This is a genomic window from Mesorhizobium sp. BHscii (genome assembly GCF_053848065.1).
Genome location: NZ_JBSPKW010000001.1, coordinates 574,766 through 594,801 on the forward strand (window position 1 = coordinate 574,766; position 20,036 = coordinate 594,801).

The following is a 20,036-nucleotide window of genomic DNA, read 5'->3' on the forward strand; positions in this document are numbered from 1 at the left end:
CACGCTGGCTCGCGCGTCAGATGGCAGCACGGGGACACCGGTCCAATCGCAGGTTATCTGCCGCCTAATGTTAGAGTAGCCATGACATTAGCCGTAATCGATCGTCTGTGGTCAGGCCCGACGAGGGGGCCCCTCTTGGGCCGATATGCGGCTGTCAAATCTTCGATCGCCTGGGCTGACATCGGTACGTTGCCGTACCCGGAGATGAATATGATCGGCATGTCTGCCCGCCCGACAGCCGTCGTTCGTTCGCTGCTGCTCAAGCTAAACAACGGGTCACGGCCTGCCGTTGGGCGGCAAGGGCCCCTAGCGTTCGGGTTTTCGTCGTACACGCCGTCAGCGAACCCTGTAGAACGGATTCGGCAGCAGGAACAGCTTCTCGGCATGCCCCCCGAACAGGTCCGATGGCTGGTCACCGACATTGGCAATGATCGTGTAGCCGGCCTTTTCGATTTCGGCTCTTATGGGTGCCTTGAAATCTGCGGCGGAACTATATTTGGCTCCAGGCTGTACCATGTAAAGTTGCTCATAGCCGGCATAGCCCGCCGATTGCAGGTTCTGTTCGGTCGCCCGACGCTGGTCCTCCGGACGTCCGGTGATGAAGAATACTGCGACTTTCGCCGTTCGCGCCTGCCGGAAGACCTCCAGCACAGGGTCGATGGCCGGATCCTTCGCGAGCTGGTCCCAGGCGGCCCAGCCACAGGGACCGTCGATTGCGATGTCGCAGGCGCCGCCGATCGGGCGGCCGAAATTATCACGTGTGATCACTTCCCAGTTGGCCAAAGCCGTCTCGTCGATATCGAGCACCAGTGCGGGGCGAGGCACCTCCGTTGCGCGCTTGACGACCCAATCGCCTGCCTGCTTCGCCACTGCGGCAAGGTCGCGATCATAGTCGCCGGAATCATGATAATTGGCGGCCGCCAGCATCGCGTCGCCGACATTGGCTGGCTGGGACGGGCTTGTAAGAAGGAGCGAGCCGTCGGCACGCGCCGACACAGGCGCACTTGTGCCAGTCATCAGCACGATTGCTCCAACGGCCGCACCACGCGCAATTCTATTCCAACTAATCGTCTGCATCATGAGACCTTGCGGTCGCGACAAGTCCTCTGTCAAGCGAGGCAAGGCACAGGTCCTCGAAACTGCGGCGCTGAATTAGAGGATTCCAAAACAGACGCCGAATGTTTCTATGAGTTGCTGCAAGGTGCAGGATTTCGTCCATTGCTGCACAAATTAGCGCTTGCACAAACCGACGCGTCCGGAATGCGCCAACTGCCGACGCTCAGCGCCGAGACAATGGACTCCTATTTTGGGCCGTCTTCTGCATGTCCGATTTCGAGTACAGCAAATGGCTATGCACGATGGGACGACCGATCGTCGATGTCGGCAAGGGCTCGCAGCTTTGGCGCGTTGCCGTTCAACGGGCACCGCGGTGGAACGATCGCGGTGCCGTAGTCTGTACCCGCACAACACCTAGCAGTTCGCCTCTGTCTGCGGATCGCACGCCTTTTCTTGCTTCTGTGTCTTGGGCTTGGCCGCCTGTTCGGGCTCGGCCTGCTGCTCGGCGGCGGGCTGCTCCTTGGCCTTCCGCTTCTCAGGCTTGGCCGCCTGTTCCGGTTCGGCCTGCTGCTGCTCGGCGGCGGGCTGCTCCTTGGCCTTCCGCTTCTCAGGCTTGGCCGCCTGTTCCGGTTCGGCCTGCTGCTGCTCGGCGGGGGGCTGCTCCTTGGCCTTCCGCTTCTCAGGCTTGGCCGCCTGCTCGGGCTCGGCCTGCTGCTCGGCGGCGGGCTGCTCCTTGGCCTTCGGCTTCTCAGGCTTGGCCGCCTGCTCGGGCTCGGCCTGCTGCTGCTCGGCGGCGGGCTGCTCCTTGGCCTTCGGCTTCTCAGGCTTGGCCGCCTGTTCCGGCTCGGCCTGCTGCTGCTCGGCGGTCGGTTGCTCCTCGGTCGTCGGCTTCTCAGGCTTGGCCGCCTGTTCCGGCTCGGCCTGCTGCTGCCCGGCGGCCGGTTGCTCCTCGGTCGTCGGCTTCTCAGGCTTGGCGGTCTCTTCCGGCTCAACCTGTTCGCCGGTCGCTGGCGCCTGTTCGGTCGTGGCTCCGCCTTCGGTCGGCTTTGATTTCCGGCCAGCCTGAACCTGCTTCACCTCCTCGATGTCTTTGAGCTCAGCTGGTTTGGCATCGGGATCGGCCTTGACTTCACCTTCAAAGACCGTGACCGTATTCTTTTCCAATTTGCCGGCCTGCTCGGGCGTCTCGGTCTCGCTGACCTCGACGACAGTCACCTGCTGGTTCGTCTCCTTCTCGATCACATCAACATCAATGACTTTGTTGATCACCACGTTGTTCTGGATCGTCACGTCGCCGGCCGGCTCGGCCGCCTCGACAATGCGCACAAACTCCGGCTCATCACGGATAACGACGACAGAAATGTCCTCAGCAAGGAATTCGCGGGTGGGGACCACGACCCAGTAAAAATCCGGCGTGGTGTCGAACGTCACCTCGATTGAAATCAAATCGGGATCCCGGCGCGGCGGCAGCGGAGCCCAGATCATGTGCTCCCTGTCACGCCGCCAGCTCACCCATGCTGGCGCCCAACGAGTGCCGGGAACCCAGTACCAGCCGATGTCGTCGGCATAGCCCCACCGGCCGTAATGGTAGGTCGCCCAGCCGAACGGCTCGTCGGACACCCAGAGCCAGCCATACTGCTCGGTATAGACCCAGTGTCCAAGGGTATACGGACGCCAATCGTCAGGTACATCGACCGGGACGAAAACGGTCGCTCCGTGGTAGGAAACCCAATCACCATGGGAAGACAGGTCATCGTAGAATGTGCTGATCGAAATGGAAACGTCGGTGGCGGCCCTCGCCTCGGACACAAGCGACAATGGCGCAACCGGGTTGGGAATCTCGACGACCGTGAGCAGGCAGGCGCTTACGCCGCCCAGCATCAGCCGTACAGCGTTTTGGGCAAGGACGCGTTTCATCCTAGTCTTCCTCCGAAACAGATCGCCCTTCCTCTTGGAAACTCGCCGGCTGTCGGATTGTTCCACTTGCTAGTGATGCACGCATCTGCTCACACACCGGCTTGGCATCACACGATGGTACGCCACCCCTATCAGCGCAAACAGCACACATCGGCGCATTGCTGCCTGGCAGCCTCGGGCCGAAAGCAGTCAGCCCGCGCTCTGGAATATAGCCACGAAAAGCGGGCAAGCTGACATCTGCGCGGACAAAACCTAGGTTGCACCGAAGCAGCGGGGCAACCTGCACCCGTGCGCCCGCGCGAAATTGCACGAACAGTATCCGGTTGTTCAAAACCGTTTCTGGGTCCCCGATTGAACCGGTGCGGATCGGCGCCACACCAAGAGGGCATCGACTCCGCCCTCAAGCAGCGATGGAACACCATGGTCCGCGGCTGACCTTCACGACCGAGCTTTTCTCGACGCGCTCCGCGTAGTCGAGATACTGCGCCCGGGAAAGCTTCTGACCGGGCTCCGGATTGACGGACAGCCTGTAGAGATATTCGCGGCATTTGTTGAGGCCTTTTGCGTAGACGCCGGCGTTACCGCCAGAAGGTCTGCCGCCTGCCGCAGGGTAATCCATGCGCTAACTCGGGTCCTCCAAGCGGTTTGTTTTGCGCCACTCCTCGTACTCCCCACGGGCGTCGTCATGCAGCGGATAGTAGCGTTGCAACGGCCCGCCCGCCATGAGCTTCACTCGCGAGAACTCCTCCCAATCGTGATGCTTCTGTGATTCTTCGATTACCGTCGGGGCCATTGCGACAGGGAGCACCACCACCCCGTCGTCGTCGGCGACGATGATGTCACCGGGGATCACCGTGACACCGCCGCAGGCAATCGGAACGTTGACGGCATTGGGATAGATGCTGGTCTGCACATGATAATTTGGCGTCCAGCCGCGCAGCCATAGGGGCAGATCGAGCTTTTCAACATTGGGCCGGTCGCGCATGCATCCATCGATGACGATGCCCGCGCCGCCCCTGCCCTTGAAATACGTCGACATCATATCGCCGAAGACGCCCGAGCTCATGTCGCCGCGCGCGTCGACCACGACTACATCGCCCTCCTGTGCGTGATAAAGCACGTGCCGATGCAGCTGCGTCTCTGGATCGGCGTATTCTCCCTCGGTGAATAGGTCCGGCCGCTGTGGCATGAACTGCAGCGTCAGCGCCGGCCCGACGATCGACTTCCCGTGGTTCTGCGCCACCGGTCCGACCATGTGCGGATTGCGAAAACCCATGTGGCCAAGCGTGCCGGCAACCGTCGCGGCGCCGATCTCCCTTAGCCCGTCGATCAGGTGTTTTGGCGGCCGCGTGATGTCGGGAGCATGTGTCATCGTGGACTCCGGTTGAAAGAGAACTACCAGTTCGTAACAGAACCGTCGCGGCGCTTAAGGTGAGGTGCTTCCCAAAAACGAAAGCTCGCCGCCTGGATCGCCTCCTCGTTGACCTCGACGCCGAGCCCCGGCAGATCGCCGACCGGATAGTTGGTCCCGTCGAGCCGTGGTTGCACGGGGAAGAAGTCGGAATTGTCGAAGCCCAGCTTTGTTTCGGGTTCCCTGGTCTCGAGCCAGGCGAAGTTGGGTACCGCGGCGGCGAGATGCACGGTCGCAGCCGTGCACACCGGACCAAGGGGATTGTGCGGCATCAGATCCACATAGTGCGCCTCGCTCCAGCCAGCGACTTTCATCGCCTCGGTAAGCCCGCCGACATTGCAAACATCGAGCCGGTTGAACTGGTGGATGCCACGCTCGATGTAGGGCAGGAACTGCCACTTGCTGGCAAATTCCTCGCCGATGGCAAAGGGGATGTCGGTCATCCTACGCAGGGATTCGTAGGCCTCCGGTGCCTCGTCTCGTATCGGCTCTTCGACGAAATCAAGCACGCCGCGGCCGAGCTTGTTGCAGAAGCTCGCCGCCTCGGCCACCGACAGCCGATGATGATAATCGATGCCGAGGACGACGTCGTCGCCCAGCGCCTCGCGCGCCTTGTTAAGCATACTCGAGGTAGCGCCGATCGACTCGCGCGGCTCGAAGATCTCCCTGCTGTTTTGCCCGGCGGGGAAGAAGCGGATCGCCTGCCAGCCCTGTGCGCGTAGCTCGCGGGCTCGTTCGATGGCAACGTCGCCTTCGGCCTCGTCTCCGGTCGAGGCGAAGGTGGGGATGCGGTCGCGCTGCTTGCCGCCTAGCAGCTCGTAGACCGGCACTCCCAGCGCCTTGCCCTTGATGTCGTGAAGGGCGATGTCGATGGCGGAAATCGCCGCCTGCAGAACTCGTCCGCCTTCGAAGTACTGGCTGCGATAAACCTCCTGCCAGATGCGGCCCATCTGCATCGGGTCGCGGCCGATGAGAAACTCGCGATAGTGCTCGACCGCGCCGGCCACCGCTTTCTCGCGACCACTCAAGCCGCTCTCACCCCAGCCGAAGATGCCTTGGTCGGTCTCGACCTTGACGAGCATCTGGTTGCGCGTTCCTACCCACACTGGATAGGGCTTGATCGCGGTGATCTTAAGCTTCGTAGTCATCCACGTAACGTTCCAAACGCATCCACCCTGTCTCAGTTGGCCTTGAGGGCCATTTCGGTTTGGCCGTCGAACAGATGCATCCGCTCCTGGTCGAACTCGAGCCAGATCTGTTCATCGGGCGCGACGGCAATGTTCGGCGGCACGCTGACGTTGACGATGGCGCCGGACAGGAACGCCTGCACGAAGGTGACGTCTCCGGTCGGCTCCACCGTGTAGGCCTTGGCCGGAATGGCACCGGGGACCGCGTTCTTGCGCAGCTTGATCGTCGAGTGACGCGCGCCGAGCACGACTTTCTTGGTCGTTGCCCTTGCGACCTTCTGGGCGTTGCGCGGCGAGAGCTCAAAGCTCCAGCCCTCCGCGCCGGTCAACACAGAGTTGCCGTTTGCCGTCGATGCCTCCAGCGGAATAAGGCTCATCGCCGGGCTGCCGATGAAGCTGGCGACGAACATGTTGACGGGATGGGCAAAGACCCGCGCCGGTGAATCGTATTGCTGCAGGTAGCCGCCGTTCATCACCGCCATCTTGTCGGCCATGGTTACGGCTTCGAGCTGGTCGTGCGTCACATAGATGATTGTCGCCTTGAGGTCTTGGTGGAAGCGCTTGATCTCCGACCGCATCTGCACGCGCAGTTTGGCGTCGAGATTAGAGAGCGGCTCGTCCATGAGGAACACGGCGGGGTCGCGGACAAGCGCACGGCCCAGGGCCACCCGCTGCTGCTGCCCGCCCGAAAGTTCGCGTGGCTTGCGCTCGAGCAGGTGCGTCATGTCGAGCACTCGCGCCGCTTCCTTGACCTTCTTGTCGATCTCGTCCCTGGGCAGTTTGCGCATCTGCAGCGGGAACGCCAGGTTCTTGTAAACCGATTTCTGCGGGTAGAGCGCGTAGTTCTGGAACACCATTGCGATGTCCCGGTCCTTGGGGTCGAGGTCATTGACCACCCGGTCCCCGATGACGATGTCGCCCGATGTGATCGGGATCAGCCCCGCGACGAGATTGAGCGTGGTTGTCTTGCCGCAGCCTGAAGGGCCGACGAGCGCAACGAACTCGCCGTCATTGACCGTCAGCGAGACGTCGTTGACAGCTTTGAAGCTGCCATAAGTCTTGACGAGATCTTTGAGGACCACGTGGGCCATCGGCAACTCCCTAGTGCTTGACCGCGCCTTCTGTAAGGGCGCGTACGAAGTATCGTTGCAGGACGAGGAACAGCACCACGACGGGCACGCTCATCATAAAGCTGGCCGCCATCAGGCCCGGAAAGTCCGTCGTATTCTCTGAGAAGAAGCGCTGGATGCCGACCGGCAGTGTCAACTGGTCGTTCTTGGTGAGGAAGGTGTAGGCGTAGATGTACTCGTTCCACGCGCCGATGAACGAATAGATCGCGGTGGCGATGATCCCCGGCGTCGAGAGCGGCATCACAATCAAGATGAAGGCCTGGAACCGCGTTGCCCCATCGATGCGCGCCGCCTGCTCGAGCTGCACCGGAATGTTGTCGTAAAAGCCCTTGAGCAACCAGATCGCCAGCGGCAGGCCGAAGGTGAGATAGGTGAGAATCAGCGAGCCATGCGTGTTCATCAACCCGAGCAGGCGCATCAGGATGAACAGCGGCACGAGAAAGATCACAGCCGGGAACATGTTGCGCAGCAGCACGGCGAAGAACAGGAAGTTCCGGCCGGGGAAACTGAAGCGCGAAAACGCGTAGGCCGCAGGGACGGCGACGATCACCGAGAGGATTGTCGTGACGGTCGACACGAAAAGGCTGTTCCAGAAGAAGCGGAGGAAGTCCTGGCCGACGCTGTTCTGGGGATCGAGCAGCTTCTCGTAGCTGGCGAGGGTAGGTTCGTCCGGCCACCATTGCGGCGGGAATTGCATCGCCGCGAACCCGGACTTGATCGAGGTGATCAGCATCCAGATCATCGGCACCGCGGTGTAAAGCAGCATGAACACGAGGAAGATACGCCCGGCCCACCGCCATCCGTCGACGCGCATGCGGCGACGGCTCAGGCCTCGAGGGGCTGTCTCGGCAGTCGTGCTCATGCGCTCCCCTCTTTCCGCTCGTTGCCGCTTAGCGCACGGACGTAGAAGTAGCCGAGCGTCATCAGGATGAGGAACAGGAGCACCGAATAGGCAGATGCCACGCCCCAGCGCTGTCGTCCGAAGGCAAGCTCATAAATGTGGGTGATCCAGATATGCGATGCGTTGGAGGGCCCGCCGCCGGTCATGATCCAGGGGATGATGAAGGAATTGAAGTTGGCCACCGCGAGCAGCAGGATCGTCACCGTCGAGACGTTGCGCAAGTGCGGGAAGGTGACGTGCCAGAAGCGCTGCCAGGCGCTGGCGCCGTCGACCTGCGCGGCGCGCAGCAACTGCTCGGGCACGGTCTGCAGGCCGGCCATCATCATGATCATGGCAAACGGAAACTCGCGCCAGATATTGACGACGATCAGGGAAGGCAGCACCGTGCTAACGCTGTCGATAAAATTCGGCGGTCGGTCGGCCAATCCGAGGCCGACCAGCACCGCACCGATGATCCCGAAGTCCGAATGATAGATCCACTTCCAGATATAGGAGGCGGCGACCGCGCTGATGACCCAGGGAATGATCAGGATTGCGCGCAGGACACCGCGGCCGATAAAGGCGCGGTGGAGTGCCAGCGCGGTGGCAAACCCCAGGACAAAGGAGATCAAAGTGGATCCCAGTGTCCAGATCAGAGTGTTCCAGGTGACTTTCCAGAACACCTCACTGGTGAGGATGGCCGTGTAGTTGTCGAAGCCTATGAAGGTCTTGTCGCGAAGTTGTAGGCCAGGCGGCGTCTTAAAGAACGACAGCTCGATCGTGTAGTAGATCGGATAGGCGATGACGATGAGCATCACGGCGATCGCAGGGAGCACGTACGCGTAGTCAGCGCGATGATCCCATATTTTCCGTAGCACGCCGGACCTACCGGATTGCAATCTTCGGCGAGCCTCGGCCTTGCCGGTCACGATCGTCACTGTGGCGCGCCCTTATTTCTTCTGAACGAACCGGCTGCACTATCGGTGCAGCCGGTCAGGCTCGGACTAGAGTCCGCCCATCAGGTCTCTTACCTTCTTGGCCGCGTCGTCCGCTGCCTGGTCGACGGTCATCGCGCCGGTCAGGGCATTCTGCAGCATGTCCGGGACGATGATGTTCATGATCTCGGGGGCCTGCGGCAGCGCTGGAAACGGGATGCCATATGGTAGCATCGAGGTCGTCACATCGAGGAACTTGATGTTGTCTAGGCGTTCCTTCATCCATTTGGTCTTGAAGCCGTTAAGGTTGCCCGGGTTCGAGCCGGCGTAGGCCATCTTCAGCGACCATTCAGGGCTTGTCCACATGCAGATGATAGCCTTTGCAGCTGGCTCGTCGACCTTGCCGCCCTCGACATATTCAGGCTTCAGAATGTGAATGTTCGAGCCGCCGAACACGACTGCGCGCTTGCCGTCGGGGCCAGTGGGAATCAGGCCGTAGCGCATGTTGTCGATGACGGTCTGCGCTTTATCCTTGTCGGCGCCCGTCGCCTTCTTCTGCAGGTCGAGCATGACGTCGTAGTCGGAAGGATGCGAGATCATCATGCCGAGCTGGCCGGCGAGGAACAGGGGCTGGTTATCGGCCTGCTGGTTGGTGAGTGCCGAAACCGGAACCGACTTGTCGCGAACATACATGTCGTACGAGGCTTGCAGCGCGGCCTTGCTCTGCGGGCTATCGAGCTTGACCTGCTCATAGGTCGGGTTCGCGGTGGCTTCGTCGAAGACGCCGCCGCCATAGGCCCACAGCTGCGGCATGAAACGGTACGGCGTATTGCCGGCATTCTTGCGAGCCACGAGGCCGTAACCGGCAATGCCGAGCTTGTCGTGGATCTGCTTGGAATACTTGACGACGTCGTCCCAGGTTGCCGGAGCCTTGTCCGGATCGAGGCCCGCACGCTTGAAGATGTCGGCGTTCCAGATGAACGCCATCGTCTCGTTGTTGGTTGGAATGCCGTAGGTCACCCCCTCCCAGGTCACGGCCTTCATGGCGCCGGGCCAGAAATCCTCGGTGGAATACCCCACATCCTCGGGTTTGAGCGGCTGCAGATAACCTTTTGAGGCGAACTCGGTACCACCCAGGATTTGCAGGCGGACCGCCATCGGCGCGGCATTGCCCAGGAGCGCCGTGCGGAACTTGTCAAGAAGGTCGTTATAGGTGAGGGCTTGTTCCTCGAGCTGGATGTTCGGATAGGTCTTGCGGAAGGTCTCGAAGAAATCTTTGTAGTACTGGCGCAAAAGGTCGGGGTCGCCCTCGAACACGCCCTGATACCAGAAAGTCAGTCGCCCCTTGTAGTCGAGGGGGGTGACCTTGGCGCAATCGGCCGCCGTGTCAAAATCCTGTGTGCCCGCAATGGAGCGCACATATTCCGGCGACCACTTGCTGAGGTCGACCGGCGGCGCTCCCAGCGCCGAAGTGGACATCAGCGATGCCATCAAAGCAGTGGCGACAGTGCCGCGCAGGACCGCACTGCCGAGCGTAATCCTCGTCATAGGTATCCTCCCTGTTCTGCATGCCGCCCTGCGCCGAGGCAAAGCGGTCTAGCTCGTTCGACCGCGGGACGCCTTTCTGTTCTATGTATCCCCTCGATCATTTTGTACGTTTTCAGATCGTGGATTGCCTGTCAACGCGTTGGATCGTACATTGTTTGCGGAAACCGTGTGTGATATCGGGCTGGGTATGTATTGATTAGGGGAGCCGGCCTTGGCCGAAATGAGCGATTTCAAAGCGATGCCACCTGTGGGCACTGATCCAATCGGGGCATCCAGCGAGGGCGCCTCGCTTTATGAACTCATCAGGGAAGACATCATTGAGGGACGGCTCGCCGCCAATGAACGGCTTGTGGTTACCGATCTCGCCCGGCGTCACGGCACCTCGACCAACCCCGTGCGCGAGGCCCTGCAGCTCTTGCGCGGGGAGGGTTTTGTCATCTTTCTTCCCAACCGCGGGGCGCGCGTCCGACCCATAGATCAGGATTTTGTCCGGGATATCTATGAAATCGGTGTTTTGATTGAGCCGGCCCTGACGCGATGGTTTGTGAATATGGCGACCGGCGAGGACATCGCCGAACTCGAACGTCTCCAAGGCCTGATTGAAGAGAACAACTTTGCCGACACCTTCAGGCACAGTGAGCTTGATACCGCTTTCCACACCGTGATGTACCAGCGGCACTATAACCGCCATGCCGCCGAACTTTGGTGGAAGCATCGCGAAGTGCTGCGAGCCGTCAGCCGGCGTTTCAATTTCACGCTCGCGCGGCGTGCCGCGATCATTCGCGAGCACCGCGAACTCATCGCGCACGTAAAAGCGGGAGAAGCCGACAAGGCGGCCGAACTCGTTTGCCGCCATGTCGAGGGTTCCGGCCGGCATATTCTCGAACAGATGCGTGCGCGCAACGCCGCTCGGGCCGGATAGGAACGAAGGTCCAGTCTCGAACATCGTTAGTCTGGCCATTTCAGATAAGGAATTGAGATGAAAATCACGAGCATTCGGCCGTGGCTGATCAAGTCCGATGCTTCTTATTGGGGAGAGTTCCTGTTCGTCGAAGTGACGACCAACGAGGGGGTGAGTGGCTGGGGAGAGATCACCACCACTACAAAGCTCGCCAACCGCGCTCTCTGCACGATCCTGCGGCAGATCGGTGTCGCCGTGACAGGCGAGGATCCAGCGCGTATCGAGCACCTCTGGCACAAGATTTTTCGCAGCTTCACCTACATGGGCAGCCGCGGCGCCGCCGTCGAATGCGTGAGCGCCATCGATATAGCCCTCTGGGATATCCGGGGCAAAGTCCTCGGTAAGCCGATTTACGAGCTGCTGGGCGGACCAGTACGCGATGAAATCGCGCTCTACACCCATCCCAACCAGGCCAAATTCACCAGCAAGGAGGCTGTGGTCCGCGAAATTCTAGACATCGTCGAGTCCGGACACACCGCGCTCAAGTTCGATCCGTACCCCCACCAGGGCCGCAGCGCCGATGGCCTGCCCCGCGAACAGCGGGACGGCTACCTCGATGGCAGCATGACCCGCAAGGACGAGCGCGAAGCCGCCGAACTCACGGCTCTGATCCGCGAAACGGCGGGGCCCGATGTAGACATTCTCATCGATGCGCATGGCCGCTTCGACGTTCCCACCGCCATTCGCCTCTGTCGGAGCCTCGAGGAAGCCGGCCAGATCGATTGGTTTGAGGAGCCCTGCCCGCCCGAGAGCCTCAACGCCCTCAAGCAGGTGCGGGAGAAGGTCAGTGCCGCCATCTCGTGGGGCGAGCGCGGCCACACGAAGTGGGATTTCGTGCCGGTACTCGAGAACAGGCTCGCTGACTACATCATGCCGGACGTCACCTGGACTGGCGGCATTACCGAACTCAAGAAGATTTCTGCCCTATGCGAAGCCTACTACGTCCCGGTCTCGCCACATGACGCCGCGGGACCCATCAACGTGGTTGCGGGAGCGCAGGTGATGATGACCGTTCCTAACTTCTACAAGCTCGAAACGTCGGAGTGGAACCTGGGCAAATACGATCACCTCATCGACAGACCACTCGACGTCTCGAACGGCAGCCTCAAGCTGACGTCGAAGCCTGGTCTCGGTATTGAGATGGACCGTGACTACCTGCAGGCCCACGAGATTGAGCTGGGCTAGCAACGCCCTATGCCGGCCCGGCGTGCGGGCGACAAGCCCCATCCACCAGAACGAGGATAATTCATGGCAAAGACGGGTGGTGCCGACGAGGCGCTCAATCGGGTGAACGCGAACTCTAAGCCATCCCAGCTTCGCATCACCGACATGCGGGTAGCCGAAATCATCGGCGCGCCGTTCACCTCAACCCTGCTCAAGATTTACACCAACCAGGGCATCGTCGGACTTGGCGAGGTGCGCGACGGCGCCAGCGCCACCTACGCGCTGATGCTGAAGAGCCGGCTGCTTGGCGAGAACCCCTGCAACATCGACCGCCTGTTCCGCCGGATCAAACAGTTCGGCGGACACGGCCGGCAAGGCGGCGGCGTCTCGGCGATCGAAATCGCGTTGTGGGATCTCGCCGGCAAGGCCTATGGCGTGCCCATCTACCAGATGCTCGGCGGCAGGTTTCGGGACAAGGTGCGCCTCTATTGCGATACCGACGCTACCGTGCCGAGCGGCACCGAGACCGGCAAGCGCCTCAAGCAGCGCATGGCGCTCGGCTTCACGGTCCTCAAGATGGATCTGGGCCTGATGCAGATCGCGGATGTACCCGGTGCGGTCGTGTCTCCTGCCGGCTCACTTGAAGGGTACCGCGTCGAGCCCGGCCGCGGCCCGGTCAAGACTCTTGAAGAGCGGCGCGCCCGCAACGCCGCCTACGATTTGCACAACGTCCCCCACCCGTTTACCGGCCTCCATTTTTCCGACAAGGGCCTCGACCTGCTTGAGCAGTACATTGCCGAGGTTCGCGACGTTATCGGCATGGATATTCCGCTCGCCATCGACCACGTCGGCCACATCTCGCTGCAGAACGGTATTCGCCTCGCCAGGCGGATTGAAAAATACGTGCCAGCCTGGCTCGAGGATGTGATCCCATGGCAGTACACCGAGCAGTACCGACAACTGCAGGACGCCACCACGGTGCCGATCTGCACCGGCGAGGACATCTACCTCAAGGAGGGCTTCAAACCTTTGCTCAAGAGCGGCGGCCTGTCCGTTATCCACCCAGACCTGCTCACCAGCGGGGGCATTCTCGAGACCAAGAAGATCGGCGACATGGCGCAGGACCACGGCGTCGCTATGGCGATCCATATGGCAGAAAGTCCAATCGCCGCAATGGCAGCGGCACATGTCGCGACCGCGACCGAAAACTTCATGGCGCTCGAATACCACTCTGCCGATGTCGACTGGTGGGACGATATCGTCACCGGCGTTGCCAAGCCGCTCGTGAAAGACGGCTTTATCACTGTTCCCGACAAGCCGGGCCTGGGGATTGACGACGTCGTCGACGAGGTGATTTCGGAGCATCTGCAGCCGGGTGTCAGCGGCATCTGGCAGGCCACGGATCACTGGGACAACGAGTATTCCTGGGATCGCACCTGGAGCTGAGGCGAAAAGAACCGAAGATGAAGATCACCGATCTCCGCTGTGCCGTCATCGGTAAACATCCCATCGTTCGCGTCGTCACCGACGAGGGCCTCTATGGCCTGGGCGAGGTCGAATACACCAAGCCCTACCTCAAGCCCTGGGTCCTGCATTTTCGCGAGGCGCTGATCGGCGAGGACCCGACCGACGTCGAGCGCGTGATGCTGAAGATCCGCCAACGCGGCTCTTTCAAGCCCTATGGCGCGGCAGTAAGCGCTATCGAGCATGCGCTGTGGGACATTGCCGGCAAGGCCGCAGGCGTGCCGGCCTACAAACTGCTCGGCGGCAAGGTGCGCGACAAGGTGCGCGTCTACAACGGCTCGATCCGCCAGAAGCGCACGGGCGACCGGCCGGAGGATTACGCCGCTGACGTCAAATGGATGATGGAGCAGCCGCAGAACTTCTTCATGATCAAGCAAGGAATCTCGTTCCACTCCAACATGAAGGACACCATTGCGGGCTTCCATTACGGCGTGACGCAGAAGAAGGCCGGCTATCACGGTGCCATGGATCAAGGCGTGATCAGCGAGCGCGGTTTCAATCACATGCTCGACTGCGTGATCGCGATGAAGGAAGTGCTGGGCGACAAGGTCAGCCTGGCGCTCGACTGCGGCCCCGGCTGGATGCTGCCCGATGCAATTAAGTTTGCTCGCGCGGTCGAGAAGTACAATTTGATGTGGCTCGAGGATATGCTGACTGGCGACTATGTGCCGTGGGTCAATCCGCAGGCCTATCGGGAGCTGACCACCTCCACCTCGACGCCAATCCATACCGGCGAGCAGATCTACCTGCGCCATAATTTCAAGGAGCTGATCGAAACGCAGGCGGTCCGTATCATCGGTCCGGACCCGGCCGATGTCGGTGGCATCGCCGAGCTGAAATGGGTAGCCGAGCACGCCCATATGCACTCGATCCTGATGGCGCCGCACGGCACGGCGAACGGCCTGCTCGGCCTGGGCGCGTTGATCAACGTGTGCGCCACCTTGCCCGCCAACTACATCGCCTTCGAATACCCGAGCGCCTCCGACCCCTGGTGGGAGGACCTTGTGATCGGCCTGCCGTCGCAGGTCGTGAAGGACAGCATGGTGGACCTGCTGGAAGCGCCGGGGCTGGGCCTCGATATCGACGCCGAAGCAGCCAGGAGGTATCTCAGGGAAGAGGATGCGGGCTTCTTCAATTGAACCATCCTTCTTGCTCCACCCTGCACCACGCGGACCTCTTCACGCAAATTGGCATCCGGAATGACCGTTTCGGGCCGGTAGCGGACTGACAGCTTCGGGTCTCGAATTTTCAAGAGCGGACCTTCAGGTCGGCGCGAGCATCGTCGTGATCTGACCCGGAGCTGCCATCTGCCCCTCCTCAACGCGCGCCCTCTCTCACTGGCACCTGACGTTGCTATGGGCACAACGGCAAGGACGACTTAGCCTCCTGTTTGCGGTATAATGCTGACCAAACTTCCACCGCCTAGGGAGAAGGGCGTGGATATCGCGGCATGGCTGGCAAGCCTCGGACTGGGGGAATACGCCCCGGCCTTCCGCGACAATGACATCGATTTCGAGCTGCTGCCTAAGCTCACCACCGAGGACTTGACGGCCCTGGGCATCAGGTCCGTGGGGCATCGGCGCAAGCTGCTCAGCGCCATTTCGGCGCTCGCGGAGAATTCCTCCGCTCAGCCAGGGTCGACCCTGTCCACTCGTGAGGAGTTTGCGCAAGACGCCACCGACGACGACGTTGCAGCGCCACGAGCAGAGCGGCGGCAACTTACCGTCATGTTCGTCGACCTCGTCGGCTCGACCGCGCTGTCGCAGCGACTCGATCCTGAGGACATGCGCGAGGTGATCCTCAGCTACCAGCAGGCCGTGTCGCGCGAGATCGCGCGCTACGAGGGACGGGTCGCCAAGCTCATGGGCGACGGCGTGCTCGCCTATTTCGGCTGGCCGCGGGCGCATGAGGACGACGCCGAGCGCGCCGTGCGCGCGGGTCTCGCGGCCGCGACCGCGACCGGCCGACTGGGCGGCCCCGGAGGAGTGCCGCTCGCCGCGCGTGTCGGCATCGCCACCGGGCTGGTGGTCGTCGGTGACCTGGTCGGCGAAGGCGCGGCGCAAGAGGAAGCCGTAGTCGGCGACACGCCCAATCTTGCAGCCCGGCTGCAAGCCGTCGCCGAGCCGGATTCTATAGTGGTCGCGGAGGCTACGCAAAGGTTGGTCGCCGGACTGTTCAAAGCGACCTATCTTGGTGAACGGGAGCTCAAAGGCTTCACCGCTCCAGTGCGGTGCTGGCGCATCGTCGGCGAGACGGCGGCCGAGAGCCGCTTCGAAGCCCGGCACGCCGTGCTGACGCCTTTGGTCGGCCGGCACGAAGAGCTCGCCTTCCTAGCCGAACGGTGGCATCGCGCAACATCGGGACAAGGCCAGGTTCTCCTACTCACCGGCGAGGCTGGCATCGGCAAGTCTCGCCTGTTGGCAGCACTTGCCGCGCAGGTCGCCGCAGGGCCGCGTTCGGTACTGCGCTATTTCTGCTCGGCCCACTACACCAACAGCGCACTCCATCCGCTGATCTCGCATTTGGAAAGGGCGGCGGGCTTCGTGGGCGACGACAACGCCGACACGCGGTTCGACAAGCTCACGACGCTGCTTACCGGGATCGGCGCGGAGGCTGGCGAGGCCCTACCATTGCTGGCAACGCTGCTCTCGATCGATGCAAGCGGGCGTTATCGTCCGCCGAAGTTGCCGGCGCCGGCGCTCAGGGCGCGCACGCTCGCAGCCTTGACGCGGCTTGTCGAGGCGTCGGCGACGAACGCTCCAGTGCTCGTACTCGTCGAGGACGCCCATTGGATCGACCCCACGACGGCCGAATGGCTGGAAGCGCTCGTTGAGCGGCTCTCGGACCTGCCGGTCCTGCTGGTGGTCACGGCGCGGCCGGAATTCGAGCCGCGCTGGAGGGCGCTGTCGTGTGTCGACACGCTGCAACTGGGGCGGCTCGAACCATACGAAGGCACGGCGATCATGGAGCGGGTGGCGGGCGGCAAGAAGCTGCCGCGCGACATCGCGGACCGCATCCTTGCTAACACGGAGGGGGTGCCGCTGTTCGTCGAGGAGCTGACGAAGACCGTGCTCGATTCCGACCTATTGGTCGAGGCGGGCGATCGCTATTTGGCGATCGGGCCGCTGCCGGCGATCGCGATCCCGTCGACATTGCAGGACTCGCTGATGGCAAGACTCGACCGGCTGTCACCGGCGAAGGAGACGGCGCAGATCGCCGCCTGCATCGGCCGCGTTTTCCGGCACCGGCTGCTCGCCGCAGTGAGTGGCGCCGGCCGAGGCCGGCTCGACGATGCGCTCAGCCAGTTGGAACAGGCGGAGCTGCTGTTCCGCAGCGGCGCGGCGCCGGAGGCGACCTACACATTCAAGCACGCGCTGGTCTGCGACACGGCTTACCAGAGCCTGTTGAGAAGCCGGCGCCAGCAGATCCATGCGAAGATTGCCTCCGCGCTGGAAGCTGAGTTTGCCGACGTCGCCGAGACCGAACCCGAGACCGTGGCGCAGCACTATACGATCGCCGGACTGGTGGCTGAGGCCGCGTCGTGGTGGCTGAAAGCCGGGCAGCGGGCGATGACAAAGTCTGCCAACCGCGAAGCCGCGGCGCACTTCGGCAAAGGACTCGAGCTCGTTGTGACTTTGCCCGCTTCCGAGGCCCGTCTCAGACAGGAGCTGTCACTCTGGACGGCAATGGGCTCGGCGCTCATCTCCACCAGGGGTTGGGGAGATCCCGAGGTCCTGCACTCTTTCTCGAAGGCACGGGAACTTGCCGAAAGGCTTGGCGATAAGACACAGCTGTTCGCCGCGGTCCGGGGCGAGAGCGCCTGCCGCACCATTTCGGGTCACCTGCGCGCCGCAAATGCGCTCGCCAACCAGTGCCTCACGCTCGGCATGGAACTCGCGCATGCTTCAGGCGATTCCGGCTACATGCTGGAAGCGCACCACCAGCTCTGGGGTGTCAACTTTTATCTCGGCAACTACAAGACCAGCGGGGTGCACGCCAGCCAGGGTATGGCCATCTACGACTACGAAAAGCATCGCCACCTAGCCTGGGGCTATACCGGGCATGATCCGGGCGTTTGCTGCCGGTCGTTCTCCGCACAGATGCTCTGCATTTGCGGCAAGCCGGATAAGGGGGTTCAGCAGTCAAGAGAAGCAGTCGCCCTCGCCGAGCGCGATTCGCACCCTGTTAGCCTGGCCCAGGCGCAGATGGCGCTCAGCGTCGTCCATCTCATGCGACGGGAGCCGCATGACGGGCGACTCTGGGCCGAAAAGGCGATCGCCGTATGCACCGAGTTCGCCATGCCCCTGCTGCTTGGGCAGGCTCGCGTGTTCTTCGGCTGGGCGCTCGGTGGTTTGGGGCAGTTGGACGAGGGCATTCGCCAGATGCGCGACGGGATCGCGGCGATCGCCGCGACCGGCGCCGACATGGGGATGGCTTACTACCTTTGCGCGCTCGCCCGCGCTTGCGGCGAGCGGGGCGAGGCAAGCGAAGGGCTTGCGCTGCTGGAGCAAGCGTTCGACACGCTCGCCAAGTCTGGCTCCAGCTACCAGCTGCCCGAACTGTTGAGCGCCAAAGGAGAGCTCCTATCGCGCCTGGACCAAGGCGACGATGCTATCGAAGGCTCGTTCCGGCAGTCGCTGGCCGCCGCCCGCGAACAAGGTGCGAGACTGGCCGAACTGAGGGCCGCGCTTCGGCTTGCCCGACTTTGGTCCGATCGCGGACGCGAGAGCGAGGCGCGAGACCTGCTCGCACCCGCATATGCGGCGTTCAACGAGGGTTTCGGCACTTCCGATCTGGTTGAGGCAAAGAGCCTGCTGCAGAAGTTTTCACATCATCCGGCGGCGCAGCCATAGGCAGCAACAACCAGGGAGGACAACCATGCTCAAACAAACGTGCTTTGGTCTGGTGGCCGGCGTAGTGCTAACGCTGGCCGGCACACCGGCTTCTGCCACCGAGCTCACGATCTTCTGGGCAGAATGGGATCCTGCCAATTATCTGCAAGAACTCGTTACCGAATATGAGAGGCAGACGGGCGTCAAGGTAACAGTCGAAACAACGGCTTGGCCGGGCTTTCAGACCAAAGCCTTCGCCGAATTCAATGCCAGGGGCGATGCGTATGATATGGTCGTTGGCGACTCGCAGTGGCTCGGCGCGGGCTCGACTGGCGGCCACTATGTCGACCTCACCGACTTCTTCGCGAAGCACGATATCGCCGAGTTAATGGCTCCGGCCACGGTGAAATTTTACTCCGAGTATTCTGGCGACAGCGGCAGATACTGGGCGGTCCCGCTCGAGGGCGACGCTATCGGTTGGGCCTATCGCAAAGACTGGTTCGAGGATCCGAAGGAAATGGCCGACTTCCGAGCGAAGTACGGCTACGATCTCGCCGTGCCGAACACGTTCAAAGAGATGCGCGACATCGCTGAGTTCTTCTACCGGCCTGACCAGAAGAGATATGGCATCGCGATTTACACCGACAACTCATACGATGGGTTGGTCGGGGGCTTCGAAAGCGTGCTTTTCTCGTATGGCGGCGAGCTTGGCGACTATGCAACCTACGAGGTCGACGGTTTTATCAATTCCGACAGGGCCGTGGCCGCGCTCGAATTCTATCGGGAGCTGTACAAATTCACGCCTCCGGGCTGGGCCAACGCCAATTTCGGAGAGGAGAATCTGGCGATCACCGAAAGCCTGGCCGCGATGAGCATGAACTATTTCGCGTTCTTCCCATCGCTTACCAACGAGGCTAGCAATCGGAATGCCGCCAACACCGGCTTCTTCGCCAACCCGGCCGGCCCGCAAGGCGATCAGTTCGCCCCCCTCGGGGGGCAGGGCATCTCGATCATCTCTTATTCGCAAAAGCAAGACGAAGCCCTCAAATTCCTCGAGTGGTTCATCAAGGACGAAACCCAGAAGAGGTGGGCGGAGCTCGGCGGCTACACCTGCAGTGCGGCTGTGCTGAAGTCGGATGCATTTCAGAACGCCACGCCGTACAACAGGGCCTTCTATGAGACCATGTTCAAGGTGAAGGACTTCTGGGCGGTCCCGGAGTACGCCGAATTACTGCAGCAGTTTAACCAGCGAGTCTATCCGTACGTGACGGGCGACCAAGGCACGGCCAGGGAGACGCTTGATGCCCTCGCCGCGGACTGGAACGCGACTTTCAAGAAGTACGGGCGCCGGTAGTCGGTGTGGCTATGGATGGACGCATCGCGTTTCACACCGACCATCGTGGAGATGCCGAACGCCCGCTTTGCGAAGGATATTGTTGATTTAGTCGTTGCCGGGACGGCAGCATGGCTCTTGGTCGGATCAATCCGGCC

The 20,036-nt window shown here is 61.8% G+C and carries 15 protein-coding genes; 6 read left to right on the plus strand and 9 right to left on the minus strand.

Features of this window, described 5'->3' with window-relative positions:
• Nucleotides 1-336: 336 nt before the first annotated feature.
• From ACWTU7_RS02655 to ACWTU7_RS02695, 9 genes are all read right to left on the minus strand, one after another.
• Entirely contained in the window at nucleotides 337-1,017 is a 681-nt protein-coding gene (locus ACWTU7_RS02655; protein WP_455837612.1) for an HAD family acid phosphatase, read from the minus strand.
• Nucleotides 1,018-1,470: 453 nt separating this feature from the next.
• Nucleotides 1,471-2,937, minus strand: coding sequence for a DUF6600 domain-containing protein (locus tag ACWTU7_RS02660; protein ID WP_455846488.1), 1,467 nt, complete (start codon nucleotides 2,935-2,937; stop codon nucleotides 1,471-1,473).
• A gap of 436 nt (nucleotides 2,938-3,373) precedes the next feature.
• Nucleotides 3,374-3,592 carry a hypothetical protein gene (locus tag ACWTU7_RS02665; protein WP_455837614.1) on the minus strand — a complete coding sequence of 73 codons (219 nt, stop codon included), beginning with the start codon at nucleotides 3,590-3,592 and terminating at the stop codon, nucleotides 3,374-3,376.
• A 3-nt stretch (nucleotides 3,593-3,595) separates the two neighbouring features.
• Complete coding sequence (locus tag ACWTU7_RS02670) at nucleotides 3,596-4,345, minus strand: ribonuclease activity regulator RraA (protein ID WP_455837615.1); 750 nt, start codon at nucleotides 4,343-4,345, stop codon at nucleotides 3,596-3,598.
• A gap of 23 nt (nucleotides 4,346-4,368) precedes the next feature.
• Nucleotides 4,369-5,532 carry a mandelate racemase/muconate lactonizing enzyme family protein gene (locus ACWTU7_RS02675; protein ID WP_455837616.1) on the minus strand — a complete coding sequence of 388 codons (1,164 nt, stop codon included), beginning with the start codon at nucleotides 5,530-5,532 and terminating at the stop codon, nucleotides 4,369-4,371.
• Between the two features lie 32 nt (nucleotides 5,533-5,564).
• The gene (locus ACWTU7_RS02680; protein WP_455837617.1) at nucleotides 5,565-6,662 is read right to left on the minus strand and encodes an ABC transporter ATP-binding protein; all 1,098 of its coding nucleotides are present in this window, start codon (nucleotides 6,660-6,662) and stop codon (nucleotides 5,565-5,567) included.
• Between the two features lie 10 nt (nucleotides 6,663-6,672).
• On the minus strand, nucleotides 6,673-7,563 hold the full coding sequence (locus ACWTU7_RS02685; RefSeq protein ID WP_192363768.1) for a carbohydrate ABC transporter permease: 891 nt from the start codon (nucleotides 7,561-7,563) through the stop codon (nucleotides 6,673-6,675).
• Nucleotides 7,560-8,519 carry a carbohydrate ABC transporter permease gene (locus ACWTU7_RS02690; RefSeq protein WP_095518397.1) on the minus strand — a complete coding sequence of 320 codons (960 nt, stop codon included), beginning with the start codon at nucleotides 8,517-8,519 and terminating at the stop codon, nucleotides 7,560-7,562. The genes ACWTU7_RS02685 and ACWTU7_RS02690 overlap by 4 nt, the downstream gene beginning before the upstream one ends.
• A 66-nt stretch (nucleotides 8,520-8,585) precedes the next feature.
• Nucleotides 8,586-10,064 carry an ABC transporter substrate-binding protein gene (locus tag ACWTU7_RS02695; RefSeq protein WP_095491407.1) on the minus strand — a complete coding sequence of 493 codons (1,479 nt, stop codon included), beginning with the start codon at nucleotides 10,062-10,064 and terminating at the stop codon, nucleotides 8,586-8,588.
• 211 nt (nucleotides 10,065-10,275) lie between these two features.
• On the opposite strand from ACWTU7_RS02695, the gene ACWTU7_RS02700 reads away from it, so the two are divergent.
• The 6 genes from ACWTU7_RS02700 to ACWTU7_RS02725 all read left to right on the plus strand — a co-directional run bounded on the left by ACWTU7_RS02700 (nucleotide 10,276) and on the right by ACWTU7_RS02725 (nucleotide 19,899).
• Entirely contained in the window at nucleotides 10,276-10,986 is a 711-nt protein-coding gene (locus ACWTU7_RS02700) for a GntR family transcriptional regulator (RefSeq protein WP_455837618.1), read from the plus strand.
• A gap of 57 nt (nucleotides 10,987-11,043) precedes the next feature.
• Nucleotides 11,044-12,210, plus strand: coding sequence for a mandelate racemase/muconate lactonizing enzyme family protein (locus tag ACWTU7_RS02705; RefSeq protein WP_455837619.1), 1,167 nt, complete (start codon nucleotides 11,044-11,046; stop codon nucleotides 12,208-12,210).
• A 63-nt stretch (nucleotides 12,211-12,273) separates the two neighbouring features.
• Nucleotides 12,274-13,635 carry a mandelate racemase/muconate lactonizing enzyme family protein gene (locus ACWTU7_RS02710; RefSeq protein ID WP_455837620.1) on the plus strand — a complete coding sequence of 454 codons (1,362 nt, stop codon included), beginning with the start codon at nucleotides 12,274-12,276 and terminating at the stop codon, nucleotides 13,633-13,635.
• Nucleotides 13,636-13,652: 17 nt separating this feature from the next.
• On the plus strand, nucleotides 13,653-14,852 hold the full coding sequence (locus tag ACWTU7_RS02715; protein WP_455837621.1) for a mandelate racemase/muconate lactonizing enzyme family protein: 1,200 nt from the start codon (nucleotides 13,653-13,655) through the stop codon (nucleotides 14,850-14,852).
• A gap of 297 nt (nucleotides 14,853-15,149) precedes the next feature.
• A complete protein-coding gene (locus ACWTU7_RS02720; protein ID WP_455837622.1) occupies nucleotides 15,150-18,566 on the plus strand; it encodes an AAA family ATPase in 3,417 nt (1,138 codons plus the stop codon).
• A 25-nt stretch (nucleotides 18,567-18,591) separates the two neighbouring features.
• Nucleotides 18,592-19,899 carry an ABC transporter substrate-binding protein gene (locus ACWTU7_RS02725; RefSeq protein WP_455837623.1) on the plus strand — a complete coding sequence of 436 codons (1,308 nt, stop codon included), beginning with the start codon at nucleotides 18,592-18,594 and terminating at the stop codon, nucleotides 19,897-19,899.
• The last annotated feature ends 137 nt before the right edge of the window (nucleotides 19,900-20,036 follow it).

What these genes read in the sequence shown, in the direction of transcription:
- ACWTU7_RS02655 (WP_455837612.1), bottom strand. Translation starts at nt 1,017, where the DNA reads ATGACTGGCACAAGTGCGCCTGTGTCGGCGCGTGCCGACGGCTCGCTC.
- ACWTU7_RS02660 (WP_455846488.1), bottom strand. Translation starts at nt 2,937, where the DNA reads ATGCTGGGCGGCGTAAGCGCCTGCCTGCTCACGGTCGTCGAGATTCCC.
- ACWTU7_RS02665 (WP_455837614.1), bottom strand. Translation starts at nt 3,592, where the DNA reads ATGGATTACCCTGCGGCAGGCGGCAGACCTTCTGGCGGTAACGCCGGC.
- ACWTU7_RS02670 (WP_455837615.1), bottom strand. Translation starts at nt 4,345, where the DNA reads ATGACACATGCTCCCGACATCACGCGGCCGCCAAAACACCTGATCGAC.
- ACWTU7_RS02675 (WP_455837616.1), bottom strand. Translation starts at nt 5,532, where the DNA reads ATGACTACGAAGCTTAAGATCACCGCGATCAAGCCCTATCCAGTGTGG.
- ACWTU7_RS02680 (WP_455837617.1), bottom strand. Translation starts at nt 6,662, where the DNA reads ATGGCCCACGTGGTCCTCAAAGATCTCGTCAAGACTTATGGCAGCTTC.
- ACWTU7_RS02685 (WP_192363768.1), bottom strand. Translation starts at nt 7,563, where the DNA reads ATGAGCACGACTGCCGAGACAGCCCCTCGAGGCCTGAGCCGTCGCCGC.
- ACWTU7_RS02695 (WP_095491407.1), bottom strand. Translation starts at nt 10,064, where the DNA reads ATGACGAGGATTACGCTCGGCAGTGCGGTCCTGCGCGGCACTGTCGCC.
- ACWTU7_RS02705 (WP_455837619.1), top strand. Translation starts at nt 11,044, where the DNA reads ATGAAAATCACGAGCATTCGGCCGTGGCTGATCAAGTCCGATGCTTCT.
- ACWTU7_RS02710 (WP_455837620.1), top strand. Translation starts at nt 12,274, where the DNA reads ATGGCAAAGACGGGTGGTGCCGACGAGGCGCTCAATCGGGTGAACGCG.
- ACWTU7_RS02715 (WP_455837621.1), top strand. Translation starts at nt 13,653, where the DNA reads ATGAAGATCACCGATCTCCGCTGTGCCGTCATCGGTAAACATCCCATC.
- ACWTU7_RS02725 (WP_455837623.1), top strand. Translation starts at nt 18,592, where the DNA reads ATGCTCAAACAAACGTGCTTTGGTCTGGTGGCCGGCGTAGTGCTAACG.